20 protein-coding genes are annotated in these 22,294 nt (G+C 39.9%); 8 read left to right on the top strand and 12 right to left on the bottom strand.

Features of this window, described 5'->3' with window-relative positions; all coding sequences use genetic code 11:
- Positions 1-131: 131 nt before the first annotated feature.
- The 3 genes from astE to seqA all read right to left on the bottom strand — a co-directional run bounded on the left by astE (position 132) and on the right by seqA (position 3,502).
- Positions 132-1,184, bottom strand: coding sequence for a succinylglutamate desuccinylase (gene astE, locus ATS76_RS18155; RefSeq protein WP_058553205.1), 1,053 nt, complete (start codon positions 1,182-1,184; stop codon positions 132-134).
- 77 nt (positions 1,185-1,261) lie between these two features.
- Complete coding sequence (gene pgm / locus ATS76_RS18150) at positions 1,262-2,899, bottom strand: phosphoglucomutase (alpha-D-glucose-1,6-bisphosphate-dependent) (RefSeq protein WP_058553204.1); 1,638 nt, start codon at positions 2,897-2,899, stop codon at positions 1,262-1,264.
- Between the two features lie 9 nt (positions 2,900-2,908).
- The gene (gene seqA / locus ATS76_RS18145) at positions 2,909-3,502 is read right to left on the bottom strand and encodes a replication initiation negative regulator SeqA (protein ID WP_058553203.1); all 594 of its coding nucleotides are present in this window, start codon (positions 3,500-3,502) and stop codon (positions 2,909-2,911) included.
- 244 nt (positions 3,503-3,746) lie between these two features.
- Between seqA and ATS76_RS18140 the strand changes: the two genes are divergently transcribed.
- From ATS76_RS18140 to fur, 5 genes are all read left to right on the top strand, one after another.
- Entirely contained in the window at positions 3,747-4,514 is a 768-nt protein-coding gene (locus ATS76_RS18140) for an alpha/beta fold hydrolase (protein WP_058553202.1), read from the top strand.
- A gap of 95 nt (positions 4,515-4,609) precedes the next feature.
- The gene (locus ATS76_RS18135; protein WP_006793041.1) at positions 4,610-4,831 is read left to right on the top strand and encodes a DUF2788 domain-containing protein; all 222 of its coding nucleotides are present in this window, start codon (positions 4,610-4,612) and stop codon (positions 4,829-4,831) included.
- Positions 4,832-4,833: 2 nt separating this feature from the next.
- A complete protein-coding gene (gene ybfE / locus ATS76_RS18130; RefSeq protein WP_002962928.1) occupies positions 4,834-5,112 on the top strand; it encodes a LexA regulated protein in 279 nt (92 codons plus the stop codon).
- Positions 5,113-5,126: 14 nt separating this feature from the next.
- Positions 5,127-5,654: a flavodoxin FldA gene (fldA, locus tag ATS76_RS18125; RefSeq protein WP_058553201.1), complete on the top strand. Its 528-nt coding sequence runs from the start codon at positions 5,127-5,129 to the stop codon at positions 5,652-5,654.
- Positions 5,655-5,840: 186 nt separating this feature from the next.
- Entirely contained in the window at positions 5,841-6,284 is a 444-nt protein-coding gene (gene fur / locus ATS76_RS18120; RefSeq protein WP_006794887.1) for a ferric iron uptake transcriptional regulator, read from the top strand.
- A gap of 92 nt (positions 6,285-6,376) precedes the next feature.
- Here fur and glnS read toward each other — a convergent pair whose 3' ends face one another.
- Positions 6,377-8,035, bottom strand: coding sequence for a glutamine--tRNA ligase (gene glnS / locus ATS76_RS18115; protein WP_058553200.1), 1,659 nt, complete (start codon positions 8,033-8,035; stop codon positions 6,377-6,379).
- A 218-nt stretch (positions 8,036-8,253) separates the two neighbouring features.
- On the opposite strand from glnS, the gene ATS76_RS18110 reads away from it, so the two are divergent.
- The gene (locus tag ATS76_RS18110) at positions 8,254-9,324 is read left to right on the top strand and encodes a DUF3083 family protein (RefSeq protein WP_058553199.1); all 1,071 of its coding nucleotides are present in this window, start codon (positions 8,254-8,256) and stop codon (positions 9,322-9,324) included.
- 62 nt (positions 9,325-9,386) lie between these two features.
- Here the strand turns inward: ATS76_RS18110 and sucD are convergent, their stop codons facing one another.
- The 8 genes from sucD to sdhC all read right to left on the bottom strand — a co-directional run bounded on the left by sucD (position 9,387) and on the right by sdhC (position 19,243).
- Complete coding sequence (gene sucD, locus ATS76_RS18105; protein WP_008127375.1) at positions 9,387-10,259, bottom strand: succinate--CoA ligase subunit alpha; 873 nt, start codon at positions 10,257-10,259, stop codon at positions 9,387-9,389.
- Positions 10,259-11,425, bottom strand: coding sequence for an ADP-forming succinate--CoA ligase subunit beta (gene sucC, locus ATS76_RS18100; protein WP_006794719.1), 1,167 nt, complete (start codon positions 11,423-11,425; stop codon positions 10,259-10,261). Before sucC ends, sucD begins: the two co-directional genes overlap by 1 nt.
- Before the next feature lie 177 nt (positions 11,426-11,602).
- Positions 11,603-13,114, bottom strand: coding sequence for a 2-oxoglutarate dehydrogenase complex dihydrolipoyllysine-residue succinyltransferase (odhB, locus tag ATS76_RS18095; RefSeq protein ID WP_058553198.1), 1,512 nt, complete (start codon positions 13,112-13,114; stop codon positions 11,603-11,605).
- Positions 13,115-13,117: 3 nt separating this feature from the next.
- On the bottom strand, positions 13,118-15,937 hold the full coding sequence (gene sucA, locus ATS76_RS18090) for a 2-oxoglutarate dehydrogenase E1 component (RefSeq protein ID WP_058405565.1): 2,820 nt from the start codon (positions 15,935-15,937) through the stop codon (positions 13,118-13,120).
- A 90-nt stretch (positions 15,938-16,027) separates the two neighbouring features.
- Positions 16,028-16,744: a succinate dehydrogenase iron-sulfur subunit gene (locus ATS76_RS18085; RefSeq protein ID WP_006794722.1), complete on the bottom strand. Its 717-nt coding sequence runs from the start codon at positions 16,742-16,744 to the stop codon at positions 16,028-16,030.
- Between the two features lie 10 nt (positions 16,745-16,754).
- A complete protein-coding gene (gene sdhA, locus ATS76_RS18080; RefSeq protein WP_006794723.1) occupies positions 16,755-18,527 on the bottom strand; it encodes a succinate dehydrogenase flavoprotein subunit in 1,773 nt (590 codons plus the stop codon).
- Complete coding sequence (gene sdhD / locus ATS76_RS18075) at positions 18,528-18,875, bottom strand: succinate dehydrogenase, hydrophobic membrane anchor protein (protein ID WP_058553197.1); 348 nt, start codon at positions 18,873-18,875, stop codon at positions 18,528-18,530.
- Positions 18,866-19,243 (bottom strand): succinate dehydrogenase, cytochrome b556 subunit, encoded by a 378-nt coding sequence (gene sdhC / locus ATS76_RS18070; RefSeq protein WP_074210168.1) that lies wholly within the window; start codon positions 19,241-19,243, stop codon positions 18,866-18,868. The genes sdhD and sdhC overlap by 10 nt, the downstream gene beginning before the upstream one ends.
- 419 nt (positions 19,244-19,662) lie before the next feature.
- Here sdhC and ATS76_RS18065 point away from each other — a divergent pair, with 419 nt between their 5' ends.
- Both ATS76_RS18065 and ATS76_RS18060 read left to right on the top strand, forming a co-directional pair.
- Entirely contained in the window at positions 19,663-20,949 is a 1,287-nt protein-coding gene (locus ATS76_RS18065) for a citrate synthase (RefSeq protein ID WP_058405563.1), read from the top strand.
- A gap of 111 nt (positions 20,950-21,060) precedes the next feature.
- Positions 21,061-22,287, top strand: a complete 1,227-nt coding sequence (locus ATS76_RS18060; RefSeq protein ID WP_058553225.1) for an aminotransferase class V-fold PLP-dependent enzyme — start codon at positions 21,061-21,063, stop codon at positions 22,285-22,287.
- Positions 22,288-22,294: the final 7 nt, after the last annotated feature.

The raw sequence follows: 22,294 nt of genomic DNA, 5'->3' as shown, positions 1-22,294 counted from the left end.
GTTATTCAACAAATCTGTGACGAAACAAAAGTAAATATTGGTTAAATAAGTGGCAAGTTAACAATACAGCCACTTAAATCTTTAGTAATCAGTGAGTTAACTTGCGGCTTAAAGAGGTCTAATGAGTTTGATTATACAAAGTTACTGTCTATCTCCATTGGAACAACTGTTAATAATGCACGTTGTCCTAGTGCTACTTTTGCATTTGGGAATATGATAGCCTCGCCTTCAACGTCTGCATAATAGAGAGTATCACCGTCTGTTGCGAGGAGTTCTCCTTTTGCAAAACCCGTAAAGTTCTCTGCATCATCAGAAAAAGGGAAACTAAAATCATCTTGAGTGCGATTAATTGTACGGTGAACAGCAAACAGCTCAAAGTCTTTTGCATTAAATTGCGGGTATTCAACTTTACTTTGACTAATTAATGCAATTAACGTTTTTCTGGTTTTTTCAAAACGAGTCATGTCGTTTTGCCCAAATGGTTTTACTTGCCCAAGCTCAACTGTGAACGAATCTGCACCATGTACAAACGATGAATAATAACTAAATGTGGTCGCTGGCGACTTCATCATTAAAACGGTATTTACACCACAGCTTAATAAAAATTGTAGCTGTGTTTTTTTCCATGGTTTGCCATGCAAAAATGGATACACGGCAAACTTTTCATTTTTAGACCCGCGTATAGCCGTATGCAAATCGTAATGACTACGCTCACTGCCCTTTTCGCCTCTAGCAAAAAAGTCACTTACATAACCTTCAAGTTTTGCCGCTCGAACACGTTCGTCGTTCATTTCAATACCATCAACTGTGTGGTGGCCATTAAATAAACGGTTAAGGTTTTCTTCTACAAAACGCAAACCAATATTAATAGATTTAGGGTTGCCGTATATAAAAAGCACTCGTTGTTTAAGCTCAAGCTTTTGCGAAATAATTTGTTTTATTAGCTCATCACAAATTTCAATAGGTGCTGTTTCGTTACCGTGTACGGCACTTGATAACACAATATCTTTTGACGTAGTAAGCGCAGGCTGAAACTCAATAACGCCCGTATCGTGAACATTAACTTGGGTACCATTATTAAGCGTAAAGTGGCTAGGCGCTAAATGCCATTCGTTATTTCGGCTAATGGTTAGAAAATCCCCGGTTGATTGTAATAAATTTAAATAATCGGGTGTGGCTGACATAATAAAAGCCCTTTATAGTGTGAGAGATACAAAAAACGGCTGAATAATTCAGCCGTTTTTACATAGTTTAAGCGGTATCAGCTAATTACTGAGTCAACTAACTTTTTAGCTTCTTTTTCTAGAAGAGCTAAATGTGCTTCGCCTTTAAACGATTCTAGGTATATTTTATAAATATCTTCAGTACCCGATGGGCGAGCAGCAAACCAGCCGTTTTCTGTGACAACTTTTAAGCCGCCAATGGCCGCATCATTACCTGGGGCATGAGTTAGCTTTTGTAAAATAGGCTCGCCAGCTAATGTATCGGCTTTTACATCGTCTGCACTTAATGCTTTTAAGCGCGATTTTTGGGCGCTGCTTGCTGGTGCATCTAAACGCTTATAAAGTGGGGAGCCAAACTCTTGCTCTAACTCTTTATAAAGCGCTGATGGTGTTTTACCGGTTACTGCGAGTATTTCAGCTGCAAGTAAACCCATGATAAATCCGTCTTTGTCGGTACACCATACGCTGCCATCAAAACGTAAAAACGCAGCGCCTGCACTTTCTTCGCCACCAAAAGCAAGATTTCCTTTGTTAAGGCCTTCAACAAACCACTTAAAGCCTACTGGAACTTCTTTTACTTTACGCGCATTACGAGCAACGACACGATCAATCATCGAGCTCGAAACGAGTGTTTTGCCTATTTCTACGCTGCTATCCCACTCGCGGTGTTTTAATAAGTAATCAATAGCGACAGCTAAGAAGTGATTAGGGTTCATTAACCCATCTGGAGTAACAATGCCGTGGCGGTCGTAATCAGGGTCGTTGCCAATCGCTATATCAAAATCATCTTTCAATTTAATTAAATTAGCCATTGAGTAAGGTGAAGAGCAATCCATACGAATCTTGCCATCTTTATCAAGTGGCATAAATGCAAAACGCGGATCGACACTGTCGTTTACTACGGTTAAATCTAAATTATATTTTTGCGCAATTACAGGCCAAAAATTAATTCCTGAACCACCTAGTGGGTCAATACCTACTTTAATTCCTGCATCACTAATCGCTTTTAAATTAACGATATTTTCTAAGTCGTTAATGTACGGCGTCATTAAATCTTCGTAGCGAATAAAACCTGATCGAGAAGCTTTAGCAAATGGAAATAATTCAACCTCAACTAAATCTTCAAGTAATAATTTGTTAGCCCTGTCTTCAATCCAATTTGTTACGTCTGTATCAGCAGGCCCGCCGTTAGGTGGGTTATATTTAAAGCCGCCATCTTCAGGAGGATTATGCGAAGGCGTAACAACAATACCATCAGCCAATTCATTTGGGTTAAGTTTGTTATGGCAAACTATCGCGTGGCTAATAACAGGAGTGGGTGTAAAGTCGCCGTCTTGCTGAGTAATTACCTGTACTTCGTTAGCCACAAGCACTTCTATTGCAGAGTTGAAAGCAGCTTCACTAAGCGCATGTGTATCTTTACCTAAAAATAACGGTCCAAAAATATCGTTTTGCTTACGGTAATCACAAATTGCTTGGGTAATTGCTAAAATATGGGATTCATTAAATTTCACATCATATGAGCAACCGCGGTGTCCAGATGTACCAAATGCAACGCAATGCTCTGGGTTTTGCTCTAAATCTGGCTCATTTAAATAGTAGGCCGAAACTAATTTAGGAACATTAACAAGTGCCGATTGTGGTGCAGTCTTGCCTGCGCCTGAGTGAATAGCCATTATATTTCCTTACAGGTAATCGCGAATTTTTTCAGCTTGCTCTGCACTGTATCCTAGGCAAAGCGCAACTTCGTGAAGCATCATCTTTTTGCGTGTTGTATTAGAGTTAGTCATAACCCAATATTCACTATCGGTAATATTTTTTGGATTCATGCTACTTCCACTATTTACTAAATCTTCTTTACTTGTTGCAAAGTAAACACGGTCGCGGCCTTTAATATCTAGCACAGCCGCAAAATCAGATTTATGAGTGCGATAAAATGCACTTAAAATAAACAAAAAACGACCCACAACGCCTTTCTGCATTGCCAGTTCTTCTTTATTTAGTACATTAAAAACGTTAGCATTTTTTTGCTTCACTGGTGTGACAGTTTTGGGGGTCTCAGTGTCCGCTTGTTGAAGCTCTGGCTCAACAGATACTGAAGATGCCGCAGATGCAGTGGTTAATTGTTGATTTTTTATTATTTCTACGTCGGCGGTTAATTGTTTTTCGCCGCTCATATTTAATAAACGACGCAAAATTGTGGATGCACTTTCACCAATACTTTGCGTGTTGCTGGCAATATATTGATATAACTCGTCGTCTATGTCGATTTGTTTCATGGTCTTCCTGTCATTACGGGTCACATTTTTTTCTCACGCCTGATTATACCCAATCCAATAATAAATGCGAGTTACAACAAGCACTCCCATGCATTTCAAACATCCACACCCGATTAAGCCGGTTTTACTCGAACGATAGGTTAAGTTTTAGCAGATCTATCTGATAAATTGGTTAATCAGGCACTATTTTTTGCTTTTTTATGTATAGCTCGGCAAACTAAGGCGATATTTGTAGGAGCAATGTATGAAGCTAAATTATAAGCAACTTGGGCAGGGCCCAAATGTTATTTTAATACATGGACTTTTTGGTTCTTTAGAAAACCTCAACGTAATTGCTAAGCCTTTAAGTGAAAACTTTACTGTCACTAATGTAGATTTGCGTAATCATGGCCTATCACCTCACAGTGACGAGATGAATTACCCTGCTATGGCAAAAGACATTGTTGAGTTACTACAACACTTAAATATAGAAAAAGCACATATAATTGGTCATTCGATGGGGGGAAAAGTGGCAATGGAGCTTGCATTAACTCAACCGCAATTGATTGAAAAATTAGTTGTACTGGATATTGCACCCGTTATCTACCCGCCACGACATACTGAGATATTGAAGGCACTTAACGCAGTTGCCTCTGAAAATATTGAAGACAGAAAGCATGCAGATGCAATAATGCAGCCTTTTATCGATGAGCTAGGAGTTCGTCAGTTTTTACTAAAAAGCTTAGCTAAAAATACAGCAGGAAACTTGACGTGGCGATTTAACTTACCTGTTATTGATAAAAAATATTCAGAAATACTTTCAAATGTTAATGAAAACAATTCTTGTTTATGTGATACTCTTTTCATTAAAGGGAATGACTCTGACTATATTTTACCTGAGCACCGTACAGCAATTACAACCCGTTTTAAAAACACCAATGCAAAAATCATTCATGGTGCCGGGCATTGGTTGCATGCCCAAAAGCCAATTGCAGTTAATAAAGCAATTAGTGATTTTTTGATTCAAAATTAAAGTTATTTTAATCGCTTGTTTTTAGAAGTACGTACTAAATAAATGAATATTTTTATGCTATAGTACGCGCCGTTTAATTTAAAGGTTATACGTTGATGGTCAGTCAGTTAATTAACGAATTTGATACCCTAGGGTTGTACTTTGGCTTAGCCGGTATTTTGATATTCATCGGCTTGGCGATTAAAGACGTACTTAAAAGTGGTAATGTACCAAAGTTTGGTCGCTATATAGTATGGACCGTACTCTTTTTAGGCTGTTCAGGCTTTATTGCTAAAGGACTTATTCAAGTATTTTGGCAAGGCGCAGGTGTAGGTTAGGCATGGCGAAGTCAGAAACAGATAGAACAACGCTTGATTTATTTGAATACGAAAAACGACCAGGCAGACCCAAAACAAACCCCCTTTCTCGGGATATGCAGTTAAAGGTTAATAAACGTAATCAAATAAAAAGAGATAAAGCACGTGGTTTAAAACGTGTTGAATTTAAAGTTTCATCGCAGTTATATCAAGCATTGAGTGATATGGCAGATGCACAAAATATTAGCCGCAGTGCGCTGATTGAAACGATTTTACAAGAAAGATTGGCTATTGATACATAAAAGGTTGTAAATCCATGGCAAGTGTAGGCATTTTTTTCGGAAGTGACACAGGTAACACAGAACACGTAGCAAAAATGATCCAAAAAGAATTGGGTAAAAAGCTTGTGGCTGTGCATGATATTGCAAAAAGCTCTAAAGAAGAGATTGCAGATTTTGATTTAATCTTATTTGGTATTCCAACGTGGTACTACGGCGAAGCACAATGTGATTGGGATGATTTTTTCCCTGAGCTTGAAGAGGTAGACTTTGAAGGCAAACTTGTTGCTATTTTTGGTTGTGGTGATCAAGAAGATTATGCTGAATACTTTTTAGACGCTATGGGCATGATCAACGATATTGTCACCGAACGTGGTGCTATTGTTGTAGGTCACTGGTCTACTGAAGGCTACGATTTTGAAGCCTCAAAAGGTATGGCAGACGACAATCACTTTGTTGGTTTAGGTATTGATGAAGATCGCCAACCAGAACTCACTGAGCAACGTGTAAAAGCGTGGTCAGCGCAGGTATTCGATGAAATGTGTTTAAGCGAACTCGCTGATTAACCTATCCAAAATATCGCTAACTGTTTAAATAGTTATCAAACAGTTAGCGTTTTCTTTATTTACTGCAATATAAATCATTTCTTCTTTGCACTTGAGGCCTAGGCACGTTATCCTATTTGTTGCTTATGTATCGTGAGCATCTTTGCAAGATGTCTAGTATAACCAAATAAAATTGAGACAGATTTAATGACTGATCATAACTTGGAACTTAAAAAAGCCGGTTTAAAAGTAACTTTACCGCGTATTAAAATTTTAGAGATTTTACAGTCTCCAGATAACCAACACATCAGTGCTGAAGATGTTTACAAAATTCTTTTGGATTTAGGTGAAGAAATTGGCCTTGCAACTGTATATCGCGTACTTAACCAATTTGATGATGCAGGCATTGTAAGCCGTCATCACTTTGAAGGCGGAAAGTCGGTATTCGAATTATCAGGCAGTACTCACCACGATCACTTAGTGTGTTTGAAGTGTGGAAAAGTTGTTGAGTTTGAAGATGAAATGATTGAACGTCGTCAGCTTGAAATAGCTCAAGAAAACGGTATTACATTAACCAACCATTCTTTATACCTTTACGGCGAGTGTGATGACAAAGCTGCATGTAAAGCATTTAGCGACGCGAACAGCTAATATAATTTAGTTATAAAAAAACCTGCCAATGGCAGGTTTTTTTGTGTCTAAATTACTATACCCGTAAATTAAAGGGTATAGTAATAATCAACCTATTGAGTTTTAGACCAAGAATCACGCAGACCCACTGTTTGATTAAACACGATATTGTCTGATTTAGAGTCTCGTGAAAAGTAACCCGTTCGCTCAAACTGAAAGCCCTGCTCTGCTTGAGAGTTAGCTAATGACGGTTCAAGTTTGGCATTGTCTAATACAACTAACGACTCAGGATTCAATGTTGTTTCAAACTCCTCAGCTGCTGCTGGATTGGGCACATTGAACAAGCGATCGTATAGACGAACTTCAGCAGTGATAGCCTGTGAGGCCGATACCCAGTGAATAACGCCTTTAACTTTACGACCGTCACTTGGGTTTTTACCTAGTGTTTCGTTGTCGTAAGTACAGTAAATAGTCGTTATTTCATCGTTTTCGTCTTTTTCAACCCGGTTAGCTTTTATGACATAAGCACCACGTAAACGAACTTCTTTATCGAGCACTAAACGTTTAAATTTATTATTAGCCTGCTCTTTAAAGTCTTCTCGTTCAATGTATATCTCACGAGTAAATGGTACGTCACGTCGGCCCATTTCTTCTTTATTAGGGTGATTAGCCACCGATAAAGTTTCTATGCTCTGGGCATCATAGTTTTCAATAACCACTTTAACCGGATCGAGTACAGCCATGGCACGCGGGGCATTTTCATTTAAGTCATCACGAATACACGCTTCTAGCATACCCATTTCAACCATATTTTCTTGCTTAGTTACGCCTATTCGTAAACAAAATTCACGAATTGAAGCCGGTGTATAACCACGACGGCGAAGGCCTGCAATGGTAGGCATACGAGGATCATCCCATCCTTCAACCATATTATTAACAACTAGGTCATTTAACTTACGCTTAGACATAATTGTATATTCAAGGTTTAAACGAGAAAACTCTATTTGCTGCGGATGACAGTCAATACTAATGTTATCAAGTACCCAGTCGTATAAACGACGGTTATCTTGAAACTCAAGAGTACATAATGAGTGGGTAATACCTTCAATTGCATCAGAAATACAATGCGTAAAATCGTACATTGGGTAAATACACCACTTATCAGCAGTTTGGTGATGATGAGCAAAACGAACACGGTATATAATTGGATCGCGAAGCACCATAAACGAGCTTGCCATATCAATTTTCGCACGCAATACACATTCACCCTCTTTGAAGCCCCCTGCACGCATTTTTTCAAATAGTGCGAGGTTTTCTTCAGGAGATGTATCTCTGTATGGGCTGTTTTTTCCTGGCTCCGTTAAAGTGCCGCGGTATTCACGTGCTTGGTCTGCAGTTAAAAAACAAACATAGGCTAAACCTTTGTTTATAAGCTCAACGGCATAACCGTATAGAGTGTCAAAATAATTAGAAGAATACTTTATGTCACCATCCCAATTAAACCCTAACCACTGAACGTCTTCTTTTATAGAATTAACGTAGTTAATGTCTTCTTTTTCTGGGTTTGTATCATCAAATCGTAAATTACATAAGCCGTTATAATCTTTTGCAATACCGAAATTTAAGCAGATTGATTTTGCATGACCAATATGTAAAAAACCATTGGGCTCAGGTGGAAAACGCGTATGCGTTGCAGCATGCTTTTTACTTGCTAAGTCTTCATCAATTCGGGTTCTAATAAAGTTACTTGGGCGATTCTCAATTTCCGCCATAGGAGTACGATCCTCTAAATATTACTTATTAACAAAACTAATGCATTATTACAAAAACAGTCACTAACATACAGTAATAGATTACGCTTTATCTTACTTATTGATTAACTTTAATCCATCTAATCTGTTTTTAACGAATAAAGTTTGTTTTAGCGCAATATTTAATTCATAGAAGCGCTTTATAGTGCGTCAATACCGTACTTTATAAGGATTAAGAGATGGCTTTACTTAACCAGCACCGTGTTTATATACCTAGTAATGCACGCGCTAATCATTACTTACTTGCAGAAGTTACCCCTAACGATAGTTTTTACGAAAGCTTTAACTCAATAAACTGTTGTTACGAAAGAATAGCACGACAATTATTTGCAGCATGCGATGAATATGAGCTACATAATGTGCATATTTTAGCAAACGACAAACTTCCTGTTGTCAGGTTTCATGATGAGTCTTATCAGTTAGAGACTAATAAGCAAATGCTTATATTTTATAACCCACGCTATCACGAAGCACACAAACTTTATTATTCAACCGACACGCAAAGTAAAAAAGTGCGCTTACTTTTTTTAGCTACAGGTGAAGATATACGAGCTAACTCCGCTGTATTTCACAGAAAAGTCCAAAAAGTATTAACGCTTATGCAAGAACAGTTATTTATTGATCAACCACAATTTAAAGTGCGTGATCATCAACATTTAACTTATGACTTATTTGCCAAAAATAAAGGTAATAAAGAAACCTACGGCTACAAATTGAGGAGTTTGTATCCTAGGTATCAAAATCGTCACTGTGAAATACCGAAAGACCATGCCGAGATGACATACGCAACATTTTCTATTCCTGTATCAAGAGCTATTAAAACTCAATTTCAAACTTTAATTAACAATGGCGACTTTAATCAATTTTATGATTACTTTTTAGATAGCTTTAAGCGATGTTGTGAAGTGAATAAGCTCACCCATGGTGCATTGGTGGCAAATGGTGCTAAACCAATTATTCGTAATAGCAAAGTCGATGTAAATGAAGGAAATGAAGAACTTCAAAAATTAAGCTTTGAACTAGACAACGAAGAACAACAAGTTAAATATTTTTACGATAACAAAAAGTTAGTCGAAACAATGCATTTTGTAATCGTTGCTACAAAGCAAAACAAGCAAGAAATTGGTTACGGTAAATTTATGAATCAGGTTGAAAAAACGATTTTTAGTCTTTGTGATGAGCTAGATATAAATAAAGAACGACAAGATTTAACGGTTAGATTTTTTCAACATATAAGTTACCCATTTTAATTGGGTACATAAACAAAAAGGCTCGCTAAATGCGAGCCTTTGCAAAGATTAAACTAAGCTGATTACCAGCCTGTTTTCTCTTTAAGTGCTTTACCGATATCAGCAAGTGAACGTACAGTTTGTACGCCAGCAGCTTCTAATGCAGCAAATTTCTCATCAGCAGTACCTTTACCGCCTGCGATGATTGCGCCAGCGTGACCCATGCGCTTACCTTCTGGTGCAGTAACACCAGCAATGTAAGATACAACAGGTTTAGTTACGTTAGCTTTGATGTACTCTGCAGCTTCTTCTTCTGCAGTACCACCAATTTCACCAATCATTACGATTGCTTCAGTTTGTGGATCTTTTTCGAACATTTCTAGAACGTCGATAAAGTTAGTACCTGGGATTGGATCACCACCAATACCAACACACGTAGACTGACCAAAACCAGCATCTGTAGTTTGCTTAACCGCTTCGTACGTTAAAGTACCAGAACGAGAAACAATACCTACTTTACCTGGCTTGTGGATGTGACCAGGCATGATACCAATCTTAGTTTCGCCCGGAGTGATAACACCTGGACAGTTAGGACCGATCATACGAGTACCTGTTTGATCTAGTTTAACTTTAACGTCAACCATATCAAGCGTAGGGATACCTTCGGTAATACAAACAATTAGCTCGATGCCAGCATCGATTGCTTCTAAGATTGCATCTTTACAGAAAGGTGCTGGTACGTAGATAACTGAAGCAGTTGCGCCAGTTTCTTGTACTGCATCACGTACTGTGTTGAATACAGGAAGACCAAGGTGCGTTTGACCGCCTTTACCTGGGCTAACACCACCAACCATTTGAGTACCGTACTCAAGCGCTTGCTCTGAGTGGAAAGTACCTTGGCCACCAGTGAAACCCTGACAGATAACTTTTGTATCTTTATTGATTAATACAGACATTATTTGCCCTCCGCAGCAGCAACAACTTTTTCAGCAGCGTCTGTTAATGATTCAGCAGCGATGATGTCTAAGTCAGAGCTCTTAAGAACTTCACGACCTAATTCAGCATTAGTACCTTCCAAACGCACAACTACAGGTACATTTACGCCAACTTCTTTAACTGCGCCAATGATGCCTTCAGCAATCATGTCACAACGAACGATACCACCAAAGATGTTAACTAAAACAGCTTTAACATTGTCGTCAGAAAGGATGATTTTGAATGCTTCAGAAACACGTTCTTTAGTCGCGCCGCCACCAACATCTAGGAAGTTAGCTGGCTTGCCGCCGTGTAGGTTTACGATGTCCATAGTACCCATCGCTAGGCCTGCGCCGTTTACCATACAACCTACGTTACCATCTAATGCTACGTAGTTAAGTTCAAAGCTTGCTGCATGTGCTTCACGTGCATCTTCTTGAGATGGATCGTGGAACTCACGGATTTTTGGTTGACGGTAAAGTGCATTACCATCGATACCGATTTTACCGTCAAGACAGTGAAGGTTACCTTCGTCTGTGATTACTAACGGGTTGATTTCAAGAAGTGCGAAATCGAAATCGTTAAACATTTTACCAAGACCCATGAAGATCTTAACGAACTGTTTCATTTGTGTTGGGTTCAGACCCAATTTGAAACCAAGTTCACGTGCTTGGTAAGCCTGAGGACCAACTAATGGATCAATCTCAGCTTTGTGGATAAGTTCTGGTGTTTCTTCAGCAACAGTCTCAATTTCAACACCGCCTTCAGTAGACGCCATGAAAACAACTTTGCGAGAAGCACGGTCAACTACTGCACCTAGGTACAATTCGTTGGCAATGTCTGTACAGCTTTCTACTAAAATTTTAGCAACTGGCTGACCATTTTCGTCTGTTTGGTAAGTAACTAGGTTTTTACCTAACCAGTTAGCTGCAAACGCTTTAACTTCATCGATAGTTTTAACTAGCTTTACACCGCCAGCTTTACCACGTCCACCTGCGTGAACCTGAGTTTTAACAACCCACATATCACCGCCGATTTTTTCAGCAGCTGCTGCAGCTTCTTCAGGTGTATCGCAAGCGAAACCTTGAGAAACTGGTAAACCATATTCGGCAAAAAGTTGTTTTGCCTGATACTCATGCAAATTCATGATGCTTTATCCAATTTTTTATACTAAAAGAGCTGAATACTTTTTCAAATAAACAACTATCCCAAATTGCGCACCTAGTATAGTTGCCAAGGCTTAACATGAAAACCCCAGTACGACCAAAGGCGCAAAAAAAAAGCTGTGAACATCCATTCACAGCTTACATTTTATACAACTAGATTAAACATCTAGTAATAAACGTGTTGGATCTTCTAGTAACTCTTTAATTGTTACTAGGAAACCAACAGATTCTTTACCATCTATTTGGCGATGATCATAAGAAAGTGCCAAATACATCATAGGAAGAATTTCAACTTTACCATTTACTGCCATTGGACGGTCTTGAATTTTGTGCATTCCCAAAATTGAAGACTGTGGCAAATTAATGATAGGCGTAGATAATAGCGAGCCGAATACACCACCATTTGTAATTGTAAAGTTACCACCCGTCATATCGTCAAGTGTTAGCTTACCGTCACGACCTTTAAGTGCTAGTTCACGGATACCTTTTTCAATTTCAGCAACTGATAGCTTATCGCAATCTTTAAGAACTGGTGTTACTAAACCACGAGGTGTAGAAACAGCAATGCTGATATCAAAATAATTGTGGTATACAATATCGTCGCCATCAATTGATGCATTTACATCAGGGAAGCGTTTAAGTGCTTCAGTGACTGCTTTCACGTAAAAAGACATGAAGCCTAAACGAATACCGTGACGCTTTTCAAATACCTCTTGGTACTGCTTACGAAGATCCATAATTGGCTTCATATTAACTTCGTTAAACGTAGTTAACATTGCAGTAGAGTTTTTAGCTTCAAGAAGGCGATTAGCAATCGTTTTACGTAAACGTGTCATAGGAACGCGTTTTTGAGTACGATCACCCATTGGTGCAGCTGGAGCCGCAGCTTCAGCTTTCTTAGCTGATGGTGCAGGTGCTTTTAAGAAAGTATCAACGTCTTCTTTAGTTACGCGACCATTTTTACCCGTACCTTTAATTTTAGAAGCATCTAGGCCTTTCTCAGCAATTAAACGACGAACAGATGGCGTTAATACATCAGAGCTGTCAGCTGAATCAGCAGCAGGTGCAGCTTCTTGTTTTGCAGCCGTAGCTGCAGGTGTGCCACCGGCTTTAACTGAACCAATAACTTGTTCACCAAGAACAGTATCGCCTTCAGCGTTAATGATATCGCCCATAATACCGTCTTCTTGAGCTACCACTTCAAGAACAACTTTATCAGTTTCGATATCTACCAAGTTTTGATCGCGTGTTACCACGTCGCCAGGTTGTACATGCCATGTAGCAATTGTTGCGTCTGCAACTGATTCCGGGAGTACAGGTACTTTAATATCCACTTCTTTACCTTCTGATGCTGGTGCTGATGGCGCCGCTGGCGCGTCTTCTGATTTTTCTGATTTGTTTGAAGATGTGCTTTCACTCGCAGGCGCTGCATCAGCATCGCCGAGCAAGCCCATAACTTGATCACCAAGTACAGTAGCACCTTCTTCTTGAGAAATTTCTGTAATTACACCGTCGTGTTGTGCAACTACTTCTAACACTACTTTGTCTGTTTCAATGTCAACTAAGTTTTGATCGCGAGTTACTTTGTCGCCAACACTTACATGCCATGTAGCAACGGTAGCATCTGCAACCGACTCAGGAAGAACAGGAACTTTAATTTCTGTGCTCATCGCTTATCCTTTATTTTCTATAGTAAGCGCGTCGGCAACGAGCGCTTGTTGTTCTTTAGTATGTACTGACATGTAACCACACGCTGGTGACGCAGAAGCTTTACGGCCTGCGTATTTTAACTTAGCACCTTGTGGAATTGCATCAACAAAATGATGCTGAGAACAGTACCATGCACCTTGATTTTGTGGCTCTTCTTGACACCATACAAAATCAGTAACGTGTTGGTAACGTTCCATAATAGTTTTCATTTCGTCATGTGGGAACGGGTATAATTGCTCTACACGAACGATGGCAATATTATTTTGTTCCAGCTTACGACGCTCTTGAAGTAGCTCGTAGTAAACTTTACCACTACAAAATACAACGCGTTCAACGTCATCAGATTTAATATCATCAACTTCGTCGATCATATTATGGAATACACCATTTGAAAGTTCTTCAAGTGAAGAAACAGCAAGTGGATGGCGTAGTAACGACTTAGGTGTCATAACAATCAGTGGTCGACGAAGAGGTCTGACCGATTGACGTCGTAACATTGCGTAAACTTGCGCTGGTGTAGACGGAACACAAACCTGCATATTGTGATCAGCACAAAGCTGCAAGAAGCGCTCTAGACGTGCAGAGCTATGCTCTGGGCCTTGGCCCTCATAACCATGAGGTAACAAAATGGTAAGACCACATAAACGACCCCATTTTTGCTCGCCTGAACTCAAGAATTGGTCAAATACAACCTGTGCACCATTTGCAAAGTCACCAAACTGAGCTTCCCAAAGTACAAGAGAAGTTGGCTCCGCAGTCGCATAGCCATACTCAAATGCAACAACGGCTTCTTCAGAAAGTACCGAGTCAAAAACTTGGAACGTGCCCTGATCTTCACTTAAATGTTGCAAAGGGAGGTAAGTTGCACCGTCTTTCTGGCTGTGAACAACTGCGTGACGATGGAAGAACGTACCTCGACCAGAATCCTGGCCAGTCATTCTAATATCTGTGCCTTCGGTTGCGATAGTTGCATAAGCAAGAGTTTCTGCCATCCCCCAATCAAGCGGCTTTTCGCCAGCGGCCATAAGCTTACGATCTTCGTAAATCTTTTTAACACGCGATTGAGCCTTATATTGTTCAGGGTAACTAGCTACCTTTTCACCAAGCTCTTTAAGCTTTTCTACTGAAACGCTTGCGTCGTAATCTACATCCCAATCGTGGCCTACGTATTTAGCCCAATCTGAAGAATGAGACGTTTCTGGCTGAATTTCAGATACAACACAATTGCCGTCATCTAATGCATTGCGGTACTCATCTGCAAGGGCTTTAATTTCCTGCTCTGTAAAAGAACCTTCAGCAATTAACTGATCCGCATATACCAAGCGTGGAACTGGGTGTTTTTTAATTTTTTGGTACATTAAAGGCTGAGTAGCATTTGGCTCATCAGCTTCATTGTGGCCATGTCGACGATAACAAACTAAATCAATAACCACATCACGCTTAAATTTATTTCTGAAATCAAGTGCTATCTGCGTTACAAATGCAACTGCTTCAGGATCATCAGAATTCACGTGGAAAATAGGCGACTGTACCATTTTTGCGATATCAGTACAGTAATCTGTAGAGCGAACATCGTCTTGTTTAGAAGTAGTAAAACCAACTTGGTTATTTACAACAATTCGAATGCTGCCACCACAACTAAAGGCATTAGTTTGGGAAAGATTAAACGTTTCTTGAACCACACCCTGACCTGTTACAGCAGAATCACCATGAATAGTGATCGGGAGCGCTTTTATTCCCGTACTGTCACCTAAACGATCTAAACGAGCGCGTACAGAACCCATAACTACTGGATTAACTATTTCAAGGTGAGAAGGGTTGAAGGCCAACGCCATGTGAACGTTGCCACCCTTGGTAGCAAAGTCTGATGAATACCCCATATGGTATTTAACATCACCAGAGCTAAGCGTTTCTTTATGCTTACCGGCGAATTCATCAAAAAGCTCTGATGGATTTTTACCTAAAACGTTTACTAAAACATTTAATCGTCCACGGTGAGCCATGCCTATTACAGCTTCTTGTTGGCCACTTTCACCTGCGCGGTGAATAAGTTCTTTTAGCATAGGTACCAGCGCGTCTCCACCTTCTAGTGAAAATCGTTTAGCACCTGGGAACTTAGCACCTAAATATTTTTCAAGACCATCAGCAGCGGTTAATCCTTTAAGGATACGTAGCTTTTCTTCTTTTTCGAATTTAGGCCTAGATTGAACAGATTCTAAACGTTGTTGTAACCAACGCTTTTCTTCTGTCGATGTGATGTGCATATACTCTGCACCGATAGAACCACAGTATGTGGTTTTAAGCGCTTGGTATAGTTCACCTAAAGGCATAGAGTCTGAACCAACCGCAAAAGACCCTACGTTAAACTCTCGCTCAAAATCAGCTTCTGATAAATCGTGGTAATCTAGCTCTAAATCTCGAACACGCTCTCGTTCCCAAATACCCAATGGATCTAGGTTTGCATTTTGGTGACCACGAAAACGGAAAGCATTAATAAGTTGTAGAACTTTAACCTGTTTTAGGTCACCGCCACTACCCTCTGCTACCACTACTTCTCTATGCTTGTTTTTTGCAAGCTGTGCAAACTGTGCACGAACTTCTGAATGTTTTACTTCAACATCCACACCATTAACTTTTGGTAATTGTTCGAACACTTCTCGCCATTCATCTGGCACAGAAGTCGCATCGTCTAAATACGCTTCATAAAGCTCTTCTACATAAGCAACGTTGCCGCCGTTTAAATGTGAAGATTCTAACCATGCCTTCATCACACCTTCGTGCATTTATAAGCCCTTTTCTTTAGCGCAGAAATTAATAGTTATAATAACAAGATGGCTAATAATTAATACTAGCCATCTTACGTTTCTATGTAGTTAAACTGAACGGTTTAATAACATAGATTTGATTTGCCCAATCGCTTTGGTCGGATTAAGACCTTTAGGACAAACGCTAACACAGTTCATGATACTGTGACAACGGAACACACTGAACGCATCGTCTAGGTCTGCTAGACGCTCTTCTGTTGCTGTATCTCGGCTATCAGCTAAGAAACGGTAAGCATGAAGAAGGCCTGCTGGACCAATGAACTTGTCTGGATTCCACCAGAACGAAGGACACGATGTTGAACAACATGCACATAAAATACACTCATATAAGCCGTCTAATTTATCACGTTCTTCAATAGACTGAAGACGTTCACCTGCAGCAGGTGTGTCATTAATTAGATACGGTTTAACTTTTTCGTATTGAGTGTAGAACTGACTCATGTCAATAACAAGGTCACGTACCACAGGTAATCCTGGAAGAGGACGAACTACTATTGTACCTTTACCGTTATTTTGTAACGTAGATAAAGGAGTAATACATGCTAAACCATTCTTACCATTCATGTTAACACCGTCAGAACCACACACGCCTTCACGGCATGAACGACGGAATGAAAGTGAAGGATCTTGCTCTTTTAATAATAAAAGTGCATCCAGAACCATCATGTCGTGACCATCGTCAATTTGCAAGGTGTAATCTTGCATACGCGGTGCGTTGTCAACATCTGGATTGTAACGATAAACTGAAAATTGTACTTGTGCCATCGTCTCGCTCCTAGTATGTACGTGCTTTAGGTGGAAATGCTTCACGCGTCTTAGGCGCGTAGTTTACGTCACGCTTACTCATTTCATCCGTAACAGGATTGTATACTGAGTGACATAACCAGTTCGTGTCATCACGGTCTGGGAAGTCAAAACGAGAGTGTGCACCACGGCTTTCTGTACGGAAGTTCGCAGCTACTGCTGTTGAGTAAGCTGTTTCCATTAAGTTATCAAGTTCAAGACATTCGATACGCTGCGTGTTGAAGTCTGACGATTTATCGTCAAGACGAGCATGTTGCAGACGCTCACGAATTTCTTTAAGTTCTTGAAGACCAGTCGCCATTGAATCACCTTCACGGAATACCGAGAAGTTAAGCTGCATACATTGTTGAAGATCTTTCTTAATTTGAACAGGATCTTCACCTTGCCCAGCTGTTGAGTTTTCCCAACGATTATAACGAGCAAGTGACGCTTCTAAGTCTGACTCAGACGCCGCTTTAGATACCTCGACATCTCTTAGGTATGTGCCTAAGAAGTTACCCGCAGCTCGACCAAATACAACTAAATCTAGTAACGAGTTACCACCAAGGCGGTTTGCACCGTGTACAGATACGCACGCAATCTCGCCAACCGCAAATAAACCTTCAACTACTTTTTCATCGCCTTGAGCGTTGATTTGAAGTACTTGGCCATTTACGTTAGTTGGTACACCACCCATCATGTAATGACATGTTGGTATAACTGGAATCGGCTCTTTAGCTGGATCAACGTGAGCAAATGTTTTTGCAAGATCACATACGCCAGGAAGACGTAAGTTAAGCGTTTCTTCACCTAAGTGGTCAAGCTTAAGCTTGATATGAGGACCCCAAGGACCATCACAACCACGACCTTCACGAATTTCGGTCATCATTGAACGTGCAACAACATCACGAGATGCTAAGTCTTTTGCGTTAGGTGCATAACGTTCCATGAAACGCTCGCCATCTTTATTTAAAAGATAACCACCCTCACCACGACAGCCCTCAGTTACAAGCGTACCTGCTCCTGCAATACCGGTCGGGTGGAACTGCCACATCTCCATGTCTTGCATAGATATGCCAGCACGCGTAGCCATACCAACACCATCACCAGTGTTTATATGAGCATTTGTGGTTGAGGCGTATATGCGACCTGCACCACCAGTAGCGAGAACAACTGCCTTTGATTTGAAATAAGTGATTTCACCTGTTTCAATTTCAATTGCAGTACAGCCAACAACATCACCATTATCGTTTTTAACTAAATCAAGTGCATACCACTCAGAGAATACATTTGTTTTGTTTTTAACATTTTGTTGATAAAGGAGATGTAATAAAGCGTGACCAGTACGGTCAGCTGCGGCTGCAGTACGTGCTGCTTGCTCACCACCAAAATTTTTCGATTGGCCACCAAACGGACGTTGGTAAACACGGCCATTTTCAAAACGAGAAAATGGTAAACCCATGTTTTCTAATTCAGTAATAGCTTCTGGGCCAGTTTGACACATGTATTCAATAGCGTCTTGGTCACCGATAAAATCGGAACCTTTAACGGTATCGTACATATGCCATTCCCAGTTATCTTCGTGTGAATTTCCAAGCGCTACTGTAATACCGCCTTGAGCGGATACAGTGTGTGAGCGTGTTGGAAATACTTTAGATATTAATGCACACGTTTTGCCCGATTCAGTAATAGCCAAGGCAGCGCGCATACCTGCACCACCAGCACCGATTACTACGGCGTCAAATTCACGAACAGAATATTTCACTTAAACACCCCACAATACAATTAGACCAATAGCTACGTAAGCAACGGCCATTAGGTTTAGAACAAACCCTAAAAATGCGCGTAACTTTGAGTTTTTAACATAGTCTGTTAAAACCTGCCAAAGGCCAATGCGGGTATGAACCATGATGCATATTAGAGTTACTAACGTAAACCCTTTCATAGCTAGGTTAGAGAAGAGGCCTGTCCAGGCTTCGAAAGTGACTTCTGGCGTCGCTAAAAAATAGCCGATAATAAAAATAGCATATGCGCTAATTATTAATGCCGTGGTACGTAAAGATACGTAATCTTGTACACCATCACGTTTAAGAGTTGCTTGATTTAAGACCATATCCACACTCCCGCCAATACAGCGAATACAACGCCAAGAGCCATTGCAATTTTAGCGCTTAGGTTACCTGACTCAAGTTCTTCCCAGTGTCCCATATCCATTACCATATGACGGATACCACCAATTAAGTGGTAACCTAGTACTGAAATGGTGCCCCAAGCTATAAATTTGGCAATAAATCCGTTAAACAGACCCTTGACGAATTCAAAACTTTCAGCTGACGAGAGAGACTCAGACCAAGCCCAAATGACAAACGTTAAAGCAAAAAATAATGCAACACCGGTGACGCGGTGAAAAATTGATGCTTTAGCCGTTGCCGGCATAGATATAGTTGTTAGATCTAGATTTACAGGTCTTTGCTTTTTCACAGTTACTTGCCCATCTTGCTCACAGTGGAGCTCATCTACTTGCTTTTCTAAAAACCCACCAAATGTTTCTGGTGGAACTATCAAGATAAACGAATTAAAACACTAAAAGTTCACATTAATGTAAATTTTTTGGTGTAAAAATATCTTTACCCAAATACAATACGGTTTAAAACCTCCGTTAGTATATATACCCACAAGGCTTTTTACAATTCTTGTTTATTTAGAGATGTTTGCGAATTAGCCAATAGTATAATACATATATGATACAGAATATTTATTATACAAATGTGCATAATGTTTATAAAAATTGACTTTAACCCCCTCTTTCACGTTAAAATGCGTAGATGTGCTTAAAACAGATTTCAGAACTTTAAAAATCTAAAAATCAGAATAGATATCTTAATAGGAGATACATAGCGATGGCAGATAAAAAAGCCACAGTTCATATTGATGGACTTGATCCAATCGAACTTCCAATTTATCAAGGCACTGCTGGCCAAGATGTAATCGACGTACGTACGTTAGGTTCACACGGCCACTTTACTTATGACCCAGGCTTCATGTCGACTGGTTCTTGTGAATCTGCAATCACCTATATTGATGGTGGTAAAGGTGTTTTACTTCACCGTGGTTACCCAATTGAGCAACTAGCTGAAGAGTCAGATTACATCGAACTTTGCTATTTATTGCTTAATGGTGAATTACCATCAAAAGAGCAATACGATGCATTTGCTGAGAAAATCACTCGCAGTACTATGCTCGATCAGAAAATTGCCAACTTCTTCCAAGGCTTCCGTTTTGACGCACACCCGATGGCTATGCTTTGTGGTGTTGTTGGTGCTCTTTCTTCTTTTTACCATGAAGATCTAGATATCACTGATGCTGAACAACGCAAAACAAGTGCTGTTAGATTAGTTGCTAAATTACCAACAATTGCAGCAATGGCTTATAAAACAAACATTGGCCAACCTTTTGTATATCCACGTAACGATTTAAGCTATGCAGAAAACTTCTTACACATGATGTTCTCTGTTCCAGCTGAAGAGTACAAAGTAAATCCAATTACTGCTAAAGCCATGGATAAAATATTCATGCTTCACGCTGACCACGAACAGAATGCTTCTACGTCTACAGTTCGCCTTGCTGGTTCTTCAGGTGCTAATCCTTATGCATGTATTGCAGCAGGTATCGCATCTTTGTGGGGGCCTGCTCACGGCGGCGCAAACGAAGCATGTTTAAACATGTTAGAAGAAATTGGTTCAGTAGATCGTATTGACGAGTACGTTGCTAAAGCAAAAGATAAATCAGACCCGTTCCGCCTAATGGGCTTTGGACACCGTGTTTACAAAAACTTTGACCCTCGCGCTACAGTAATGCGTCAAACGTGTCATGAAGTTTTAGAAGAGTTAAACATTCAAGATCCACTTCTAGATATCGCTATGAAGCTTGAGCAAATTGCTTTAGAAGACCCGTACTTTGTTGAGAAGAAACTATACCCTAACGTAGACTTCTACTCTGGTATTATCTTAAAAGCGATTGGTATTCCTACAAGTATGTTCACTGTAATTTTTGCAATGGCTCGTACTGTTGGTTGGATCACTCACTGGGATGAAATGCTTTCTCAGCCTGGTCATAAGATCAGCCGTCCACGTCAAATGTATACTGGTTACACTGCTCGTGACTACGTATCTACTGACAAACGCTAATACTATTTAGCTATAAAAGGCCGCTTTTGCGGCCTTTTTTGTTTTTGGCTACTTGAGTTTAAATTCAAAGTGGCTACAATCCTCGCCAACAATGATAACGTTGATATTACCATGCCAGAATTAAAGTTTGACATAACGCGTGTGCGACAAGATTTCCCCACATTAAATCAAAGTATTAACGCCTGCCCGCTCGTTTATTTAGATTCTGGTGCAACAACACAAAAACCCCAATGTGTGATAGACACTACAGCTAAGTTTTACACTGATGAAAATGCAAATGTTCATCGAGGGCGCCATACCCTGAGTGAAAATGCGACAATTCAATACGAAAATGTAAGAGCACAAACAGCCACTTATTTTGGTGTTAACAGTAACGAAATTGTATGGACTAAAGGCGCCACCGAGGCAATTAATCTTGTCGCAAATGGATTGCGTAAGCAAGTCACGGCAAACGATACAATTATAATTACCCCCATTGAGCACCATGCTAACCTTGTACCTTGGCAGGTGCTTGCCCAGCAAACCGGTGCAAAGTTAGCTGCAATGCCACTTAACAAAGATGGAACATTTGATACTGAGCTCTGTTTAAAATTTATCAAAAAGCAAAAGCCTGCAATAGTTGCAATTTCTCATGCATCTAATGCTTTAGGCAATATTACTGATTTGCCCGCTATTATTGAGTGTGCAAAATCACTTGGTGCTATTGTGGTTGTTGATGGTGCACAAAGCGCCATGCATCTGAAACCAAACTTAAGAATTCTAGATTGTGACTTTTATGTTTTTTCAGCTCACAAAATGATTGGCCCAACAGGTGTGGGTGGTTTATACGGGCGCTATGAGCTCTTAAACGCCTTAATACCTTATCAGACGGGCGGAGAAATGATCCAAACAGTCACCCTGTATGAAAGCGTCTATAGAGATGCTCCTGCTAAGTTTGAGTCTGGTACCCCCAATATAGCTGGGATCACCGCTTTTGGTGCAGCTCTTAGCTACTTAAGCCAATTTCGTCATGCTGAAATATTTGAACATGAACAAGCAGTATTTAATTATGCGCACTCAAGATTAGCTAAAATAGATGGCATTTATTTATACAGCTCAATAAAAAATAATATTGGTACGCTTTGTTTTAACTATAAAGACGAACATCCGTTTGATTTGGCAACATTACTTGACGGTTATGGCGTTGCGGTAAGGGCTGGCCATCATTGTACTCAACCATTAATGGCACACTTAGGAATTAACGGCAGTGTCAGAGCAAGCTTTGCATTTTACAATAATTACAGTGATGTAGATAAGTTTATAGATGCACTTAAAGCGTGCATTGCAATATTAGACTAATTTGGGA

The sequence above is a fragment of the Pseudoalteromonas sp. 10-33 genome, assembly GCF_001469195.1.
Lineage (GTDB): Bacteria > Pseudomonadota > Gammaproteobacteria > Enterobacterales > Alteromonadaceae > Pseudoalteromonas.
Note: the sequence above shows the minus strand (reverse complement) of the source record. Positions and strands in the feature narration are given on the sequence as shown.

Excerpts from the sequence above, each read along its gene's own strand:
- astE (WP_058553205.1), bottom strand. The coding sequence starts at position 1,184 with ATGTCAGCCACACCCGATTATTTAAATTTATTACAATCAACCGGGGAT.
- pgm (WP_058553204.1), bottom strand. The coding sequence starts at position 2,899 with ATGGCTATTCACTCAGGCGCAGGCAAGACTGCACCACAATCGGCACTT.
- seqA (WP_058553203.1), bottom strand. The coding sequence starts at position 3,502 with ATGAAACAAATCGACATAGACGACGAGTTATATCAATATATTGCCAGC.
- ATS76_RS18140 (WP_058553202.1), top strand. The coding sequence starts at position 3,747 with ATGAAGCTAAATTATAAGCAACTTGGGCAGGGCCCAAATGTTATTTTA.
- ATS76_RS18135 (WP_006793041.1), top strand. The coding sequence starts at position 4,610 with ATGGTCAGTCAGTTAATTAACGAATTTGATACCCTAGGGTTGTACTTT.
- ybfE (WP_002962928.1), top strand. The coding sequence starts at position 4,834 with ATGGCGAAGTCAGAAACAGATAGAACAACGCTTGATTTATTTGAATAC.
- fldA (WP_058553201.1), top strand. The coding sequence starts at position 5,127 with ATGGCAAGTGTAGGCATTTTTTTCGGAAGTGACACAGGTAACACAGAA.
- fur (WP_006794887.1), top strand. The coding sequence starts at position 5,841 with ATGACTGATCATAACTTGGAACTTAAAAAAGCCGGTTTAAAAGTAACT.
- glnS (WP_058553200.1), bottom strand. The coding sequence starts at position 8,035 with ATGGCGGAAATTGAGAATCGCCCAAGTAACTTTATTAGAACCCGAATT.
- ATS76_RS18110 (WP_058553199.1), top strand. The coding sequence starts at position 8,254 with ATGGCTTTACTTAACCAGCACCGTGTTTATATACCTAGTAATGCACGC.
- sucD (WP_008127375.1), bottom strand. The coding sequence starts at position 10,259 with ATGTCTGTATTAATCAATAAAGATACAAAAGTTATCTGTCAGGGTTTC.
- sucC (WP_006794719.1), bottom strand. The coding sequence starts at position 11,425 with ATGAATTTGCATGAGTATCAGGCAAAACAACTTTTTGCCGAATATGGT.
- odhB (WP_058553198.1), bottom strand. The coding sequence starts at position 13,114 with ATGAGCACAGAAATTAAAGTTCCTGTTCTTCCTGAGTCGGTTGCAGAT.
- sucA (WP_058405565.1), bottom strand. The coding sequence starts at position 15,937 with ATGCACGAAGGTGTGATGAAGGCATGGTTAGAATCTTCACATTTAAAC.
- ATS76_RS18085 (WP_006794722.1), bottom strand. The coding sequence starts at position 16,744 with ATGGCACAAGTACAATTTTCAGTTTATCGTTACAATCCAGATGTTGAC.
- sdhD (WP_058553197.1), bottom strand. The coding sequence starts at position 18,875 with ATGGTCTTAAATCAAGCAACTCTTAAACGTGATGGTGTACAAGATTAC.
- ATS76_RS18065 (WP_058405563.1), top strand. The coding sequence starts at position 19,663 with ATGGCAGATAAAAAAGCCACAGTTCATATTGATGGACTTGATCCAATC.
- ATS76_RS18060 (WP_058553225.1), top strand. The coding sequence starts at position 21,061 with ATGCCAGAATTAAAGTTTGACATAACGCGTGTGCGACAAGATTTCCCC.